Here is a 16,603-nt window from a genome sequence, read left to right on the forward strand (position 1 = left end):
CGGTAAGTTGTGCCCCGCACACCTCCAAGGAAACCGCCGCCATGAAGACACTCCTCCGCGCGTTCGCCCTCGTCCTTCTCGCCGGCTTCCTGAGCGGCTGCGGATACAACGCCATCCAGCGCGAAGACGAGGCGGTCAAGGCCGCCTGGTCGGAAGTGCTCAACCAGTACCAGCGCCGCGCCGACCTGGTGCCCAATCTCGTCAACACGGTGAAGGGCTACGCGCAGCACGAAGAACGCGTGCTGACCGAGGTCACCAACGCCCGCGCGAAGGTCGGCCAGACCCAGATCACTCCGGAACTTCTCAACGATCCCGAGGCGCTGGCGAAGTTCCAGGCGGCCCAGGGGCAGCTGACCAGCGCGCTTTCGCGCCTGATGGTGGTGAGCGAAAACTATCCGCAGCTCAAGGCCGATGGCTCCTTCCGCGACCTGCAGGCGCAGCTGGAAGGCACCGAGAACCGCATCACCGTGGCGCGCAACCGCTACGTCGCCGCGGTGCAGAGCTACAACACGCTGATCCGCTCGTTCCCGAACAACCTCACGGCGAAGGTCATGGGTTACCAGGTCAAGCCGAACTTCAGCGTCGAGAACGAGAAGGCGATCTCCACCGCCCCGACCGTCGATTTCGGTTCCACCCCGGCCCCGGCATCCACGGCCGGTCGCTGATGCGTGGTTTCGCGGCAGCCCTGCTGTTCGCCGTCGCCCTGCTGGTGCCGCCTGCGGCGGCACTGGCGGACGACGTCGCGGTACCTAAGCTCGCTCGGCACGTCACGGACCTCACCGGGACGCTGACGGAGGCGCAGGTGGCGCAGCTCGACGCGCGCCTCGTTGACCTGGAGAAGGCCAAGGGCGCGCAGGTCGTGGTGCTGATGGTGCCGACGACGCAGCCGGAGGACCTCGAGAGTTACTCGCTCAAGGTAGCGGAGACGAACAAGGTGGGGCGCGAAGGGCCCGACGACGGCGTGCTCGTGCTGCTGGCGAAGAACGATCGCCGCGTTCGCATCGAAGTCGGCTACGGCCTGGAAGGGGCGCTGCCGGACGCGATCGCGTCGCGCATCATCCGCGAATACATGGCGCCGAAGCTGCGCGCGAACGATTACTTCGGTGGCATCAACGAAGCGCTCAACGCGATCACCCAGATCGTGCAGGGCGAAGCGTTGCCGCCACCCGTCGCGCCGGACGAGAGCCACGAGCGGCGCCGCGGGGGCCTCGGCCACCTGCTGATTCCGCTGCTGTTCGGGGCGATCTTCCTGCGCGGCATCCTCGGCCGCGCGCCGCTCGGCCTGCGCATGCCGGTCGGTGGCGCGATCGCCGGCGGCCTCGGCTGGCTGTTCCTGCAGTCCATCCTCGGCGGCGTGGTCGGCCTCATCGCCGGCGCGCTGATCATGGCGATTCCCCTCGGCGCCGGCCGTTCGATCGGCGGTGGCGGCTGGGGCGGCTTCGGCGGCTGGGGCGGTGGCGGCGGGTTCGGTGGCGGCGGCTTCGGCGGCGGCGGGGGAGGCGGCGGCTTCAGCGGAGGCGGCGGCAGTTTCGGTGGCGGCGGCGCATCGGGGAACTGGTGATGAATTTCGGACGCATGGCCAGCAACCTCTTCGGCGCCTGGTTCCAGATCGGTCGCCATTTTCCGCGTGAGACGCTGGACGCGATCACGAAGACGGTCGCCGAAGGCGAGGGACGTCACCGTGGGGAACTTCGCGTCGTGATCGAATCGCGCCTGTCCCTGGCCGACGTGGCGGCGGGCGTCACGGCCCGCGACCGCGCCACCGCGCTGTTCTCGCACCTGCGTGTCTGGGACACCGAGGAGAACTGCGGCGTGCTCCTCTACGTGCTGCTCGCCGAGCACCGCATCGAGATCGTCGCGGACCGCGGTATCGCGAAGGCGGTCGCGCCGGCCGAATGGGCGGCGATCACGGCGCACATGCGCGATGCGTTCGCGCAGGGGCGCTACCGTGAGGCCGTGCAGACCGGCGTGGCGGAAGCCGGCGACCTCCTGGCCCGCCATTTCCCGGGCGACGGCGAACCTCGCAAGAACCAGTTACCGGATCATCCGCTGGTGCTGTGATCCGGATGCCTTCGTTCGCCGCGCTTCCGCAGCGTCATCCCGGTGCAAACCGGGATCCACGGCCTCGGTTCCCATCGGTGCGTGGCGGTAGCGCCGTTCGACGATCGCTCCGCCGTAGGCACCGGCGTACGCCGGTGCGACGGTAAGGGGAGCCGCCCGGCGGCTCAGAAACTCTGCTGGTATCCGACGTACCAGTAGCGGTCGATGTCGAACGCCGGGTTGTACGGCGGGCTGCCGCCGCCGGCGCTCGACACGTTGTAGTAGAGCGGGCCCTTGCGCGCGAAGACGTTGTTCACGCCGACGCGGAAGCTGCCGTTCCACGGTGCCAGCCAGCGCACCTGCAGGTCGTTGAAGGCGACGCCGCCCTTGCGGCTGAGGCCGGTGGCGCCCGTGAGCGCGTTGATCGCGTCGGGGCGGTTGCATTCGACATCCGCGGACCAGCACGAATCCTTCAGGCCCGAGAACCAGCGTGTGGTCCACGTCGCACCGAAGCGCCGCCACGACCAGTCGAGCGAAAGGTTCGAGCGAACGCGGTAGAGCCCCTGCACCCCGTTCATGTATCCTGCCAGATGGCGCGGCGCGCCGCCGGGGCTGCCGACCTGCGTGTAATCCTTCAGATAGGTGCTGTCGGAGAGCAGGGTGAACTCGCCGTAGCGCGTCTCGGGGAACCGGTAATGCAGGCCGAGATCGTAGCCTTCGGTGCGCAGCGAGCCGAGATTCGCGAGGCTCTCGTCGAGCGATACGATCTGGCCGTCCGCCGCGCGCGTGAAGCGGCCGCACAACGAGGGGTCGTTGCGGACGTAGCAGAAATTGAGGATGTCGCCCGCGAGCACGGGCGTGATCACGTCGCGGATGTCGACCTTGTAATAGTCGAGCGTGATGTCCAGTCCTTCGACGTAGCTCGGGCTGTACACCACACCGGCGGTGCGGGTGATCGACGTCTCCGGTTTGAGCGCGGGGTTCGCGCCCGTGGTGAAGGCGGTCGGGTTCTGGCCGCCGGTGGCGGAGCCGATGCGCGCACCGGACTGGTCGATCTGCCGATAGTTCGCCGGCACGCCGGCGGCGGCGCAACGTGCGCGCACCGCGGCATCGGTGGCGGAGGCGCCGTACACGCTGTCGCAGGGATCGAGGAAACTCTCGAAGCTCTCGCTCGCGCCGGCGTACAGGTCGGCCACCGTGGGGGCACGGAACCCTTCCGCGAACGTGGCGCGGAGCAGCAGGTCGTCCACCGGCTTCCAGCGCAGGCTGTACTTGTTGTTCGTGCGGCCGCCGAAGGCGGAGTAGTGCGAGTAACGGCTCGACACGTTCGCCGCCAGTTCGCGCGCGAGCGGGAGGTCCGCGAGGAGCGGCACGTCGAGTTCGAGATAGGCCTCGTTCGCGATGTAGCCGCCGTTCGTCGGAGCGCTGGCGAGCTGGGTCGTCAGTCCCGCCGAATCGGCGGGGTACGGTACGTAACGACCGTTCTCGCGACGGTGCTCGATGCCGCCGGCGACGCGCAGCGTCCCCGCGGGAAGATCGACCAGGCCGCCCGTGAGGTTGGCGATGACGTCGTTCGTTCGCGTGGTCTGGTGCGACGTGCCCGTCGACGTCACGTAACGCCAGACGGCGTCCGGCGTGCCGCCGGGGCCCGCGAGGATGTTCCATGGCACGCAGCCTGCCGCGCGATCCGCGGCGCTGGTGCAGGCGGGCTGGCCGTCGAGCGTCGTCGTCGGTCCCAGCGCCTTGCGCGCATTCACTAGGTTGATGTTGCCGCTGGTCGTCTGGCTCGCGCGCGTCTCCGAATAGGCGTAGGTGACGTCCCAGTTCCACGCGTGGTCGAGCCAGTCGAACGTGCCTTCGGCACCGGTGTCGAGATGCAGCGCCTTGCTCTTCGCCCAGTTCACGCGGGGCACTTCGGTGGTGCGACGGAAGAACGCGGTGTCGTAACCGGGAAACGGGTTGTAAGCGTTGTCGGCGTCGATCGCGAGGCCGGCGTCGCGTCCCGAACCGCTCTGCAGCGGATAGCCTGCCGCCTGCCAGCGCGTGTCGCGCACCCCGTAGTCGGCCATGCCGCGCAGGGCGATGTCGTCGGTGAGGTTGTAGCGACCCGTCGCGAACAGGTTGCGCAACTTGCTGCCGGCGCGGAACGTCATATCGCGGGCCGTCGCGTACTTGTCGGCGTTGCTGTCGACGTCGTACGGGTGGTAGTTCGCGAGGTTGGACGTATCGACGACGCCGGGATGGTTCGCGACGTAGCGGTTGGCGATCCAGCTGCCGTCGCCGGCGTAGTTGCCCGCGCCGGGGGTGCCCGGTGCGCGCGGGTCGACCACGCCGCCCCATGGCCCCATGCCGAGACCGGCATCGGCGTGCCGTGGGCCGTACGCGCTGCGCGTGAGCGAGCGCTTCGCGTCGCGCAGGTCGTCCGCGTCGTCGTAACTCGCGCCGAGGATCAGCGAGCCGCGCTGGCCGCTCCGGCCCCAGGTGAAGGCGCCATGCTTCGTGGCGCCGTCGCCCTTGCCGTTCTGGCCGTAGAGGACGTCGGCCGAGGCGCCTTCGAAGCGGTCGGTCGTGATGATGTTGACCACGCCGCCGATCGCGTCGGAGCCGTAGATGGAGGACGCGCCGTCCTTGAGTACCTCGATGCGCTCGACGATCGCGACGGGAATGGTGGAGAGGTCGGTCAGTCCGCCGAGGCTCGTGGTCCAGCGGCGGCCGTTGACGAGCACGAGCGTGCGCACGGCGCCGAGATTGCGCAGGTTCGCGTAACGGCCGCCGGCGTCACCGCTGGAGGAGAGGGTGTCCTGCGGCGTGACCTCGGGCGTCGCTGCCGAGGGCATGCGCGCGACGATGCTGCCGAGATCGGACAGGCCGGTGGCGCGGATGGCCGCGCGGTCCATGGTGAAAACGGGCTGCGCGGTTTCGACATCGGTGCCGCGGATGCGCGAGCCCGTCACGGTGACGTTGACCGGTGCCAGCATTTCGGCCGGCGCGGTCTGCTGGGCATGCACGGCGGTTCCGGACAAGGCGGCCAGGAGCGCACTCGCGAGCGCCATACGTCGCCTCGCGACCTGGCGCGTGTGCCCGGTACTCACGTGCATACCCCAAAACCTCCCAAGCCCCGCCTCACCCCACCCGGGCCCGACGATCGCGCCAACATAGCGCCTGCGGGCCGGGGGGGCAACCTCGCTGCGGATGGGCCTATGGCGCCGCCTGTGCCGTCGCCGGCCTGTCGCCGCCCAGGTGCTTGTCCAGGAACGCCTGCAGCCGGTTGTAGAACTCCTCGACGTTCTCCGGCTTGACGAAGCCGTGCCGCTCGTCGGGCTTGGTCAGCGTCTCGTACGGCTTGTGGGCGGCGTCGAGCGCGGCGCGCATCGCCTTGAACTGCGCGAACGGCGCGCGCTGGTCGTCTTCGCCATGGACGAGGAACACCGGCACGTCGATCTTGTCCGCCAGGTGGGTGGGCGAGTTGGCGGCGAGATCGGCCTGGTCCTTGCCGATCACGGTGGTCAGGTAACTGCGGCCGGATTTCCTGTCCTTGATGTCGCCCTTGTTGTACATCATGTCCAGGTCGTAGATGCCGTCGTAACCCACGGCGCACCGGAACATGCCGGGCGCGCGGACGGGCACCATCATCGCCGAGTAACCGCCGAAGCTCGCGCCGTAGACGCACACGCGTCCCGGGTCGGCGAAACGCTGCGCGATGGCCCACTTCACGCCGTCGATCAGGTCTTCCTGGATGCGCGTGCCCCACTTCAGGTAACCCGCCTGCTCGAACGTGCTGCCGCGGCTGCCGGAGCCGCGATAGTTCACCTGCAGCACGAGGTAACCGCGGTTCGCGAGGAACTGCGCGTCGTCCTCGTAGAACCAGTCGTCGGAGACGCCGTGCGGACCGCCGTGGGGCATGAGGACCAACGGCAGGTTCGTTTCGGGCTTGCCCTTCGGGAAGGTAAGGATGGCTTCGAGCTCGAGTCCGTCGCTCGCCTTGAAGCGCAGTGGCCGGCGCTCCGACATCTTCGCCGGATCGATCCACGGCTTGGCGTCGAACAGCTTGCTGACCTTGAACGTCTTCGTGTCGATGATCATGTAACGGCCCGGCTCGCGGTCGCTCGACACGCTGAACATCAATTGGCCGCCGTCCTCGCTGTAATCGACGAAGCTGACGAACTGGCCCGGGAATTTCTGCGACAGCGCCATGTGCAGCTTGGCGATCGGCGACGCCGGATCGATGTAGGTCGGCTGCGGGATGCCCGTGTCGGCGATCGTGCCGAAGGGACGCAGTGGCGCGGGCGTCCACAGGCCCGACGCGCTCACCTCGCTGAAGTCGTCCTTGCGGATGATCTTCGGGTTGCCACCGTCCTCGTCCTGTTCGACGAACGCGCCGCCCTTGCCGTCGGGACTGTACTTCGCGTAGATGCGGTTGCTGCCCGCCACGCTCGCGACCGGCGTGAAGTTCTGCTGCTGCGCGCTGCCGGAAAGCTTGTTCCAGCCGCTGCCCTCGCGATGGAACACGACCCAGCGGAACGAGTCGTCCGTGCCGAACGCGAAGCGCGCCTGGCCGTCGGGCGAGATCATGAAGCTCATGCCGCCGATGCCGATGTCGGCCATCTGCTTGCGCGTGCTCGTCTTCGCGTCCACGTCGTAGAGCGTGCTGCGATTCTGGTCGAGCCACGACGTGGCCCGCATGTAGAAGTGCCCGTTGTTCTGCACCGGCAGGCCTTCGATCTCGCCCCAGCCCTCGTCGGTGGCGCGGGTCGCCGCGCGCTTGCCCACGGCCTGGTAGCCGTACAGGTAGTCGGGATTCTTGCCATCGACGTCGATGGACATGATCTCGCCGGTGAGCATCGTCCGGCCGATGGAACCGTCAACCTTGCCGCGCGCCACGACGAGACGGGTCGGGCTGGCCCAGGCGATCTTCGCCGGTGCCTCGTAGGGTGGCATGCGGATCAGGGTGACCGCCTTGCTCATGTCGCCCACGCGGTAGATCGCGAGGCCGTGCGTCTTGCCGTCCGGGTCGTGGAAGGCGAGCGAGACGTACTGGCCGTCCGGGGACAGGCTCGGGCTGGTCAGCGGCATGCGCCGCGCGAAATCGGCGACGGGTACCAGGTCGGCGGCCGAGGCGGCGGTCGAGGCGAGGCAAAGCGCGGCCAGCATGGGCCGCGCGAGGCGGTTGATCATGGAGTCTCCCCTGTTCGATGTGTCCGTATCGTGCCGTCCCCCCGGACGGCCTCCGTGGGCCGATATAGCCGATCCCCGGCCTCGCCACAAGGCGACCTGCGGACAGGGTGGGGCGGTACACTTGGCGCCTGCATCTCATCCGGGCGTTCCATGGCCACTCCGTACGTCGTCAACATCGATCCCGTCGCGCTCTCGCTCGGTCCGGTCCAGGTCCACTGGTACGGGCTGATGTACCTCGGTGGTTTCCTCGGCGGCTGGGCCCTCGGCGAGTACCGTCGCCGCCAGGGCAGGCTGCCGGTCAGCTCCGAGCGCTTCGGCGACCTGATGTTCTACCTGATGATGGGCGTGGTGCTCGGCGGTCGCGTCGGTTACATGCTGTTCTATACGAACATCGACTGGATCTGGACCGATCCCGTCGCGCTCTTCCGCGTCTGGGACGGCGGCATGTCGTTCCACGGCGGCCTGCTGGGCGTGCTCGTGGCGGGCCTCTGGTGGTCGCGGCGCAACGGCGTGAAATTCTTCGACACGGTGGACTTCGTCGCGCCGCTCGTCCCGCTCGGTCTCGGCCTCGGCCGCCTCGGCAACTTCATCAACGGCGAGCTGTGGGGCAAACCCACCGATCTGCCCTGGGCCATGATCTTCCCCCACGCGCCCGACGCGCTGCCGCGCCACCCGAATCCGCTCTACGAATTCGCGCTCGAGGGCGTGGTGATGTTCGTGGTGCTGTGGCTGTATTCGATGAAGCCCCGTCCGCGCTACGCGGTGTCGGGCCTGTTCGGTCTGCTCTACGGATGCTTCCGCTTCGCCATCGAGTTCGTGCGCGTGCCCGACCCGCAGCTGGGCTACCTCGCGTTCGGCTGGGTCACGATGGGCCAGATCCTGTCGCTGCCGCTGATCGCGGTGGGCATCTTCCTGCTGCTGCTTTCGCGGCGGGCGCCCTATGCCCCCGTCGCGCCGGTCACCGCGACGGCGAACGGGTAAAGTCGACGCCCATGCAGCCCTATCTCGATCTCCTCCGTCACGTTCTCGAGCACGGCGCCGAGAAGTCCGACCGTACCGGCACCGGCACACGCAGTGTGTTCGGCTGGCAGATGCGCTACGACCTCGGCCGCGGTTTCCCGCTGGTCACGACGAAGAAACTGCACCTGCGCTCCATCGTTCACGAGCTCATCTGGTTCCTCAAGGGCGATACGAACATCGCCTACCTCAAGGAAAACGGGGTGAGCATCTGGGACGAGTGGGCCGACGCCAACGGCGACCTCGGACCTGTCTACGGACGGCAGTGGCGTGCGTGGCCCACGGCGGACGGCAAGGTCGTGGACCAAATCGCGTGGGTGGTGGAGGAGATCAAACGCAACCCGGATTCGCGGCGCCTGATCGTTTCCGCGTGGAACGTCGGCGAGTTGCCGAAAATGGCCCTGATGCCGTGCCACACGATGTTCCAGTTCTACGTGGCGAACGGCAAGCTCTCGTGCCAGCTCTACCAGCGTTCGGGCGACATCTTCCTCGGCATTCCCTTCAACATCGCGAGCTACGCGCTGCTGACGCACATGGTCGCGCAGGCGACGGGCCTGCAGCCCGGCGACTTCGTCCACACGATCGGCGACGCGCACCTGTACTCGAATCACATCGAACAGGCGACGAAACAGCTCACGCGCGAACCGCGTCCGCTGCCGAGGCTGGTGCTGAACCCCGAGGTACGCTCGGTGTTCGATTTCCGCTTCGAGGACATCGCCATCGTAGACTACGACCCGCATCCCGCGATCAAGGCACCGGTCGCGGTCTGAGCGGCGCCCCGACCCACGATCGCGTCATGGCGCGATCGTGGCTTCCTCGATGCTGACGAACCGGCCGTCGGGTCCGCGCCGCCCGAAGACGTAGACCTCGCGTGCGATCCGTGCGCCGTTGCGCAGTTCGAGATCGATGACGTGGCGTTCCGCGTAGCGGTCGTCGACGACGAGTTCGTCGAGCACGGACACATCGACGCGGACCAGGTCCTCCTTCAGTGCCTCGATGCCGGCGACGAACGCCGCCCGGTCGATCCATGCGCCGTCGACACGCTGCCGGAAGGACGGATCGAAATGTCGCTCCGCGGCGTCGGTCGTCGGCACGCCGGGATCGAAGAGATCGAGAATGGCCTTGCGCAGGATCGTCATGGGAATGGCTCCACGGTGGGTGGCTGGTGTGATCAGTCCACGGTCAGCACGATCTTTCCCTGGATATGACCGCGCTCCGCACGTTCGTGCGCACGGTTAGCATCCGCCAGCGGATACGTGCTGTCCAGCACGACGCGGATGGCGCCCGAATCGAGCAGGGCCGCGAGTTCGTGCAGCTGGGCGCCGCTCGAGCGCACCTGCGTCGCCGACACCGTGACGCCGAGACGGGCAGCTTCGTCGGCATCCGCGAAGCCCAGCGGGAAGATCGGGAAGAGGGCGCCGCCGCGCTTGATGCTGCGCAGGAAACGGCCGCTGGTGGGGCCGCCGACGGCGTCCACGACGAGGTCGACGTCGCGCACCACGTCTTCGGGAACCGTCTTCGTATAGTCGATGACTTCGTCGGCACCGAGCGACTTCAGCATCTCGCTATGTCGAGACGACGCGGTCGCGATGACGCGCGCGCCCTTCAGCTTCGCCACCTGCACCACGAAATGACCGACGCCGCCCGCCGCGCCGTTGACGAGGACGGTCTTGCCGGCGAGCGGCACCGGATGATGCGGACCGGGCTGCACGGCGTTGGGTTCGTCGTGACCCAGGTCGACGAGGAACTGCCAGGCGGTGAGCAGGGACATCGGCGCGCCGGCGGCATGCGCATGGTCGACGGAGGCCGGCTTGATGGCGAGTTCGGCGGCCGGAACGCTCACGTACTGGGCGTAAGCCTGGCTGCCGCCGGCCATGCCATCCGGGAAGCGGACCATCGCATAGACCTCGTCGCCGACGCTGAAGCCCTCGACGCCGTCGCCCACGTCGGCCACCACGCCCGAGACGTCGGTACCGAGGATCAGCGGGAAGGTCGCGGCAGGGCGCCACTCCGGCGGAAGCGTCTTGTAGCCTTCGCGCAGATACCAGTCCGGCGGGTTGACGCCGACGGCGTGGACACGGACGAGCACCTCGCCGGCCTTTGCCACGGGCTTCGGCGCGTCTTCGTAGCGGAGCTGGTCGGGACCGCCGAAGGCATGCTGGCGGACGGCTTTCATCAGGGACGTCGACATGGGATTTCTCCTCGGAGCGAAAGTGGGGTATCTTTAACGGAGCAGTGTTCCAAATATACGGAACGCCGTTCCGGATATCAAGGCCCATGCGCGCAGACGCCCGAAAAAACTACGACCACCTCCTCGCCGTCGCCCAGAAAGTGCTCCAGGAACAGGGCGCGGACGTTTCCATGCGCGACATCGCGCGCCAGGCGGATGTCGGCGTCGGCACGCTCTACCGCCACTTCCCGACGCGGGAAGCGCTGCTGGAAACGCTGCTTCGCTCGAGCTTCGACGATCTGGCCGCGAAGGCCGCGGCACTCGAGAACGACGCGGCCGCCGACGAGGCACTGGTGGCGTGGCTGGCCGACATCATCGGCTTCACCCATGAGCACCGCGGGATCCTCGCGCCGATGATGAGCGCCATCGAAGATCCGGATTCGGCCCTGCACGACGCGTGCGTGCGGCTGAAGGGGGCGGGGGCCTCGCTGCTGCGCCGCGCCCAGAACGCCGGGCTGGCGCGGGCCGACCTGGACGGCGCCGAGCTCTTCGATCTCATCGCCGCGCTCGCATGGCTGCGCGAACAGCCGGCGCACGCGGCCCGGTCCGAGAGGCTCTTCAGCATCGTCAGGGACACCATCCTGCGCGTCGACAGGTGAGGCATCTCCGCGACGCCCGTGAGCGCGCTACAGATGTAGTAGCATCGGTCCAACTGCGATGCGCGGAGCGACGATGGTCCCGGCCGACAGCGAACTCGAAGTACTGAAGGCGCTCTGGGAGCGCAGTCCTCAAAGCGCCCGTGAACTGCACGACGCGCTCGCGGAGCGCACGGGATGGGCCGTCTCGACCACGCGCACGGTGCTCGAACGCATGCGGGTGAAGGAGCTCGTCGTGCGCGAAGAGAGCCACGGGCTGGCCGTCTTTTCCCCGGCGCAGACCAAGGTCGAGGTGCTCGGCGAATCGCTGGGCCATCTGTTCCGCAACGTCCTCGAAGTGTCCGGTCGCGTGCCGGTCTCCGCGTTCACCGGCAGCGCGCTGCTCAACGATGCCGAACTCGCGGAACTCGAGCGCATGCTCAACTCGCGCGGCCGCGGATGAACGCCATCGCGCTGGTCATGAGCGGGGCGTGCGGCGTGATCGTCGGCGCCGGGCTCGCGCTGGCGCTGCGCTTCGTCGATCCCGCCCTGGACGCGCGGCGCCGGCATCTCGCCGCGTCCGTGGCGTTCTGGATCACCGCGGCGGTGCCCGCGGTGGTCGTCGCGTCGGTGGCCTGCTTCCCGAACGCGGCGCCGACGACGGGACTATCGATGCTCGGGCCGCTGCTGCCGGACGCCTTGCCGGCGCAGCGCTGGCTGCTCTGGCTGGCCCGCGCCATCGTGGGCCTGGCGGCAGGGTGGGCGGTCTGGCGCTGCCTGCGTCTCGTTCGACAGCTTCGGCGCTTCCGTGCCTTGGCGTTTCTGGGCGAAAGCGATCGCCGCGATACGCTCCCGGTGCGCATCGCGGACGTTCCGGGGGCGATGCTGGTCGGATACCGTCGACCCGCGATCCTGCTGCCGATGTCGGTCGCGACGCATCCTCGGGAGGTGGTCGACGCGCTCGTACGCCACGAGCGGGCGCACGCGCGGCGGCGTGACAACTGGCGACTGCTCGCCGAGCACGCCGCGCTGGCGATGCTGCCGTGGTGCCGTCCGCTGCGGGACCTGCATGCCCAGCTACTCGCCGCGCGCGAAGAACTCTGCGACGCCGACGCCCTGCGCGGCCTCGATGGCGAGACGCGGGCCGGCTATGCCCGTGCCTTGCTCGACGCGCTCCGGCGTTCGGCGAGCGCGGCGGGCGTCGCATCCACCATCGCCGGCCCCGCGTTCGCGGCCCGGCGCCGCGTGGCGGCGATCATCGCGCCCGATGGTCCCGCGCGGGCCGCACATCCGGGACGATGGCTCGCGGCGTTCGTCGCGCTGGCGCTCGCCACCGGCGGGGCGGCGATCGTCCGGCAGGCAGGATCCGCGGCGGAAGCGATCGCGGGATTGGGCGGGATGTCCATTCGTTTCGCAGCCGTCGGCGATGCGTCCGGCACCTACCGGGTATCGACCGTGGGCGGGGCATCGAGCGGAAGCACGCCGGCCCCCGGTGTCTACCGCGTGCGTTTCAGCCAGGCGAAGGACGGTCGCTGGGTCGTATCGACGGCGCCTGCCATGTCGCGCCGGTGAGGTGATCGAAGGACGGCAACGGCTTGCGTGCGTCATGCTACACATGTAGCGTATCGCCTACACATGTAGCCCGTCGAGGTGCGCCCGTGATCCGTACGCTTCTTTTCACCGCCCTCGTCGGCCTCGGCCCGACTGCCTCGGCGGCCGACGGTCGTCGCCCCGCCGAGGCGTCTTCCATGCTGTCCCTACTCGCGGTGCCCGACGATTACGACGTCGTGTTCCAGGACCCGGACGGGAAGGTCATCCCGTACGAACGCTTCAAGGCGGCGATGGCGTCGCGTCCGTTCGATGTGATCAAGGACGCGAAGGCGCACCGCGCCACGCTGAGGCTCGAAAGCGATGCCGTCATCGCGCAGCGTCGCGCGGCCGAGGCGGCGCCGGCGCCGCAGGCCGCCGCGCCGCGCGCCTTTCCGGACTTCGCCACGTCGACGATCGATGGAAAGCCCGTCTCGCTGGCTTCCCTGCGCGGCAAGCCCTTCGTCGCCAGCTTCTTCTTCGCCCAATGCGCGCCCTGCATCGCCGAAACGCCGGTCCTCTCCGCGTACCACCGGAAGCATCCGGAGGTCCCCGTGCTGGCCTTCACCTTCGACGATCGCGAGACGGCTCGTGAGTTCGTCCGCGCGCGCGGCCTCAACTGGCCGGTCGTCGCCGGCCAGCAGGCCCTGATCGATGCCGCCGGCGTCGCGGTCTATCCCACGCTCATGCGGGTCGATGCGCAGGGGCGTGTGACGAGCGCGGTACGCAGCGACACGGTGAAGGCACCGGGCCAGCCTCTCGGCGTGGCCGACCTGGAGCGTTGGATCGGCCCGGTGCACTGATCTACGGCCGTCAGAGCGAGAAGTCGACGACGGTCTTGCCCGGCTGCGACGCCGTGCGGTTCCGCTCGATGGCGGCCGGCAGGTCGTCGAAGGGAACGGTGGCGGCGATGCGCGAGCGCAGCTGGCCGTCGGCGACCTCGTTCGCGATCGTTTCGAGGCGCGCGGCGTCCGGCGTGTTGACGAACCAGAGGCCACGCCGACCGGCCGGCGCCGTCGAAGCGATCGCCGGCGACGCGCTGCTGACGATGGCGCCATCGTCGGCGAGCACCGACCACGACCGGTCGAGGACCTCGCCACCCACGTAATCGAGCACGAGGTCGATGTTCGCGACGGTCTTCTCGAAGGCTTCCTCGTCATACGCGATCACGTGGTCGGCGCCCAGGGCGAGCACCTCGTCGCGGTGCGCGGCGCGGGCCGTGGCGAACACTTCCGCGCCGGCACGGCGGGCGAACTGCACCGCGAAACCGCCCACGCCGCCGGCCGCGCCGTGGATCAGGATGCGCTGACCCGCCCGAATGGGGCCGGCATGGTGCAGGCTCTGCCAGGCCGCGATCGCCGCGACCGGCAGCGCGGCCGCTTCGACGAAATTCATCGAGGGCGGGATCCGGCTAAGGATGGCTTCGTCGACCGCGACGAGGTCGGCGTAGGCGCCCAGGCCGCCCCGGGGGCCCATCACCCGGTCGCCGGCTTTCAGAGCCGTGACGCCCTCGCCGACGGCCTCGACGGTGCCGGCGAGTTCGATGCCGAGAACGGTCGGCAGGTCGAGCGGGAAGACGTCGCGGACGTAGCCTTCGCGCACCTTCCAGTCCAGGCCGTTGATGCCGGCCGCGTGGACCCTGACGAGCACCTGGCCGGGGGCGGGGCTCGGCGCCTCGATGGAAGCGACGCCGATGGACTGGGGACCACCGTATTCGTTGAGCTGGAGCGCGCGGATCGTGTTCATGGGTAACTCCTCGATGTGGTGAGTGGCTGTGTGGAAAGACGATAGGTGCTATCGAATTCGAAACACAGTCGCTAGCATTTGGACATCCTGTACCAAATGTGAGACGGCATGGACCTGAACGCCTTGATCGACTTCCAACTGGTGGCTACCCATGGCGGCTTCGGTCGAGCCAGCCGCGCGAGCGGCCGCTCGAAGGCGACGCTGTCGCGGCGGGTGGCCGATCTCGAGGAACAGCTGGGTGTCCGGCTCATCGAGCGGGGCGGCCAACGTCTCGTGCTGACCGAGGCCGGCCGCGCGCTGGCCGAACGCACGGCCGGACCGATGCACGAGGTGACCGATGCCTTCGCCGCCGCTCGCGATGGCGTGGACACGCCGCGCGGCCTGCTGCGGATCGCCGCGCCCCAGCTGTTCTCGCAGCTCGCGCTGGGGCGGCTCGCCGCCGCGTTCCTGAGGCTCCATCCGGAAGTCGAGATCGAGACGGTGTCCGAGGACCGTCGGGCGGACCTCGTGGAGGAGAATTTCGACGTGGCGATCCGCATCAATCCGCCGAAGGACAGCGGGCTGGTCGGCCGCCGATTCGCGCGCGACCGCCTGCTGCTCGTCGCGGCTCCGTCGTTCGCCCGACCTTCGGGCGGCGCGGATGAGCCGTCCGAGGTGCCGGCGGTCGTGATGGCGGCGAGCTACCGCGATGGCGACACGTGGGCGCGTCGCGATGGCACGCTCGTGCTGGCGCCGCGGCCGGTGCTGCGACTGTCGTCGCTGCTCATGGTGCGCGACGCGGTCGCCGCCGGTGCCGGCGTGGCGCTGCTGCCGCAGTCCATCGCAGGCGAGCTCATCGAACGCGGCGACGTCGTCGACTGGGGCGTCGCGGGCGACGATGTGGAGCTATGGGTGCTGCATACGTCCCGTCGGCTCGAGAGTCCGAAGGTGCGTGCCTTCGTCGATTTCATGGCCAGCCGGTACCCCGGCGGCGAGTTCGCGCTTCCCGCGCGGTGATCGCCGACGACGCCCGCGTCGCATGCCGTTCACCCTGCCGCTTTCACGCTGGGCATTCCTCAGCAACGGGAACGCAGCCATGGCATCCACGCTCAAGCGCGGCGACAAGGTCAGCTGGAAAACCTCGCAAGGCACGACGACGGGCAAGGTGGAGAAGAAACTGACGAAGCCCACGAAGATCAAGGGACACGAGGTCGCCGCGTCGAAGGAGAACCCCGAGTACCTCGTCGTCAGCGAGAAAAGCGGCGGTAAAGCCGCGCACAAACCGGGCTCGCTGAAGAAGGTCTGACGCCGACACCGTTCGAGGCCCTGGGGCTCAGGGCCTCGAACGATGTCGCGCGCAGGGCGCGCTCCTGCCGTCAGTGGCCCGCCATGGCGTTCGCACCCTTGCCGGGCAGCTTCTCCGCCATCTGCAGGTGTTCCTTCAGCGTCGGCAGCGTCTTCGTCGCGAACGCTTTCAGTTCGGGATCCTTGCCGCTGGTCGACTCCTTGCTGAAGAGCGCGACGGCCTTCTTGTGGTCCGCGACCATCTTCTTCGCGAAGGCCTGGTCGAAGGCATCGCCCGACTTCTCGCCGATCGCGGCGGCGGCCTTCGTGTCTGCGGGCTTCGGCGCGGTGGCCAGCGGGAGGTTCTTCTGGCCGGCGATGGTCTTCAGCTCGTCGTTGGCCTTCGTGTGATCGGTGACCATCTGCTGGCCGAACGACTTGGTCGCTTCGGAATTACCCTTCGACGCGCCCAGCTGGCCAAGCGCGACTTCGGCGAGGCCCGACGCGCTGGCCTCGGTGACGAACATGGCGTCCGCCGCAGGTGCCGAATTCGAACCCGGCGTGTGTTCCTGGGCGAAGGCGGCGGCCGGCAGAACGGCCGCGGCGAGAAGGGCGGCAGCGAGGGCGTGGCGTGGCATGCGTGTCATGGTATGGCTCCGTGCGGTTGGGCGCTGTGCGCTGGAGCCCAAGATGTCGCACCCGGCTCATGAACAGCGCGTGCAGCGCGGATCAACGGCCTGCGTCTTCACGCACGTGCACGTCGTTTCACCTCGCGCCGCGCAAATGACAACGGCGCCTATCCGACGCTGAAAGTTCACAGCGACCGGAGAGCATGCCATGAGCAAAGACGACAAACCGATCAACTCGCCGCACGACTACGATCGGTCGGCGGCCGAACAGGTGGAGAAGAAGCCGAAGGAGCGCGAGTCCCCGCAGCAGGAACACGACAACGAAGACCAGGGGTGATCCC

At 68.6% G+C, this 16,603-nt stretch carries 18 protein-coding genes; 12 read left to right on the plus strand and 6 right to left on the minus strand.

Annotated features, from left to right (window positions below; genetic code table 11):
- Positions 1–41: 41 nt before the first annotated feature.
- Genes BMW54_RS01125 through BMW54_RS01135 form a run of 3 tightly spaced genes read left to right on the plus strand, consistent with a single transcriptional unit; the run spans position 42 to position 2,061 of the window.
- Positions 42–665: a LemA family protein gene (locus BMW54_RS01125; RefSeq protein WP_090052246.1), complete on the plus strand. Its 624-nt coding sequence runs from the start codon at positions 42–44 to the stop codon at positions 663–665.
- Positions 665–1,561: a TPM domain-containing protein gene (locus tag BMW54_RS01130; protein WP_090052248.1), complete on the plus strand. Its 897-nt coding sequence runs from the start codon at positions 665–667 to the stop codon at positions 1,559–1,561. Before BMW54_RS01125 ends, BMW54_RS01130 begins: the two co-directional genes overlap by 1 nt.
- On the plus strand, positions 1,561–2,061 hold the full coding sequence (locus BMW54_RS01135; protein WP_090052250.1) for a TPM domain-containing protein: 501 nt from the start codon (positions 1,561–1,563) through the stop codon (positions 2,059–2,061). The genes BMW54_RS01130 and BMW54_RS01135 overlap by 1 nt, the downstream gene beginning before the upstream one ends.
- 164 nt (positions 2,062–2,225) lie before the next feature.
- Here BMW54_RS01135 and BMW54_RS19130 read toward each other — a convergent pair whose 3' ends face one another.
- Positions 2,226–5,138 carry a TonB-dependent receptor plug domain-containing protein gene (locus BMW54_RS19130; RefSeq protein ID WP_090052251.1) on the minus strand — a complete coding sequence of 971 codons (2,913 nt, stop codon included), beginning with the start codon at positions 5,136–5,138 and terminating at the stop codon, positions 2,226–2,228.
- Between the two features lie 100 nt (positions 5,139–5,238).
- Entirely contained in the window at positions 5,239–7,215 is a 1,977-nt protein-coding gene (locus BMW54_RS01145) for an alpha/beta hydrolase family protein (RefSeq protein WP_254778991.1), read from the minus strand.
- A gap of 150 nt (positions 7,216–7,365) precedes the next feature.
- On the opposite strand from BMW54_RS01145, the gene lgt reads away from it, so the two are divergent.
- Positions 7,366–8,196 (plus strand): prolipoprotein diacylglyceryl transferase, encoded by an 831-nt coding sequence (gene lgt / locus BMW54_RS01150; protein WP_090052253.1) that lies wholly within the window; start codon positions 7,366–7,368, stop codon positions 8,194–8,196.
- An 11-nt stretch (positions 8,197–8,207) separates the two neighbouring features.
- On the plus strand, positions 8,208–9,002 hold the full coding sequence (locus tag BMW54_RS01155) for a thymidylate synthase (RefSeq protein WP_090052254.1): 795 nt from the start codon (positions 8,208–8,210) through the stop codon (positions 9,000–9,002).
- A gap of 24 nt (positions 9,003–9,026) precedes the next feature.
- Here the strand turns inward: BMW54_RS01155 and BMW54_RS01160 are convergent, their stop codons facing one another.
- Positions 9,027–9,371 (minus strand): hypothetical protein, encoded by a 345-nt coding sequence (locus BMW54_RS01160; RefSeq protein WP_090052256.1) that lies wholly within the window; start codon positions 9,369–9,371, stop codon positions 9,027–9,029.
- A 32-nt stretch (positions 9,372–9,403) separates the two neighbouring features.
- Complete coding sequence (locus tag BMW54_RS01165; RefSeq protein WP_090052258.1) at positions 9,404–10,423, minus strand: NADP-dependent oxidoreductase; 1,020 nt, start codon at positions 10,421–10,423, stop codon at positions 9,404–9,406.
- A gap of 86 nt (positions 10,424–10,509) precedes the next feature.
- Between BMW54_RS01165 and BMW54_RS01170 the strand changes: the two genes are divergently transcribed.
- From BMW54_RS01170 to BMW54_RS01185, 4 genes are all read left to right on the plus strand, one after another.
- The gene (locus BMW54_RS01170) at positions 10,510–11,061 is read left to right on the plus strand and encodes a TetR/AcrR family transcriptional regulator (RefSeq protein WP_090052259.1); all 552 of its coding nucleotides are present in this window, start codon (positions 10,510–10,512) and stop codon (positions 11,059–11,061) included.
- A gap of 73 nt (positions 11,062–11,134) precedes the next feature.
- Positions 11,135–11,500 carry a BlaI/MecI/CopY family transcriptional regulator gene (locus BMW54_RS01175; RefSeq protein WP_090052261.1) on the plus strand — a complete coding sequence of 122 codons (366 nt, stop codon included), beginning with the start codon at positions 11,135–11,137 and terminating at the stop codon, positions 11,498–11,500.
- Positions 11,497–12,609, plus strand: coding sequence for a M56 family metallopeptidase (locus BMW54_RS01180; protein ID WP_090052264.1), 1,113 nt, complete (start codon positions 11,497–11,499; stop codon positions 12,607–12,609). The genes BMW54_RS01175 and BMW54_RS01180 overlap by 4 nt, the downstream gene beginning before the upstream one ends.
- Before the next feature lie 176 nt (positions 12,610–12,785).
- Positions 12,786–13,427 (plus strand): TlpA family protein disulfide reductase, encoded by a 642-nt coding sequence (locus tag BMW54_RS01185; protein ID WP_139206004.1) that lies wholly within the window; start codon positions 12,786–12,788, stop codon positions 13,425–13,427.
- 10 nt (positions 13,428–13,437) lie between these two features.
- On the opposite strand, the gene BMW54_RS01190 is transcribed toward BMW54_RS01185, so the two are convergent.
- The gene (locus BMW54_RS01190; RefSeq protein WP_090052268.1) at positions 13,438–14,370 is read right to left on the minus strand and encodes an NADP-dependent oxidoreductase; all 933 of its coding nucleotides are present in this window, start codon (positions 14,368–14,370) and stop codon (positions 13,438–13,440) included.
- A 108-nt stretch (positions 14,371–14,478) separates the two neighbouring features.
- Between BMW54_RS01190 and BMW54_RS01195 the strand changes: the two genes are divergently transcribed.
- A complete protein-coding gene (locus BMW54_RS01195) occupies positions 14,479–15,366 on the plus strand; it encodes a LysR family transcriptional regulator (RefSeq protein WP_090052271.1) in 888 nt (295 codons plus the stop codon).
- A gap of 79 nt (positions 15,367–15,445) precedes the next feature.
- Positions 15,446–15,655, plus strand: coding sequence for a hypervirulence associated TUDOR domain-containing protein (locus tag BMW54_RS01200; protein WP_090052273.1), 210 nt, complete (start codon positions 15,446–15,448; stop codon positions 15,653–15,655).
- A gap of 70 nt (positions 15,656–15,725) precedes the next feature.
- On the opposite strand, the gene BMW54_RS01205 is transcribed toward BMW54_RS01200, so the two are convergent.
- Positions 15,726–16,280, minus strand: a complete 555-nt coding sequence (locus tag BMW54_RS01205) for a DUF4142 domain-containing protein (protein ID WP_217642581.1) — start codon at positions 16,278–16,280, stop codon at positions 15,726–15,728.
- A 190-nt stretch (positions 16,281–16,470) separates the two neighbouring features.
- Between BMW54_RS01205 and BMW54_RS19095 the strand changes: the two genes are divergently transcribed.
- Entirely contained in the window at positions 16,471–16,599 is a 129-nt protein-coding gene (locus BMW54_RS19095) for a hypothetical protein (protein ID WP_256374569.1), read from the plus strand.
- Positions 16,600–16,603 lie beyond the last annotated feature (4 nt).

The organism is Luteibacter sp. 329MFSha, from assembly GCF_900111665.1.
GTDB lineage: Bacteria > Pseudomonadota > Gammaproteobacteria > Xanthomonadales > Rhodanobacteraceae > Luteibacter.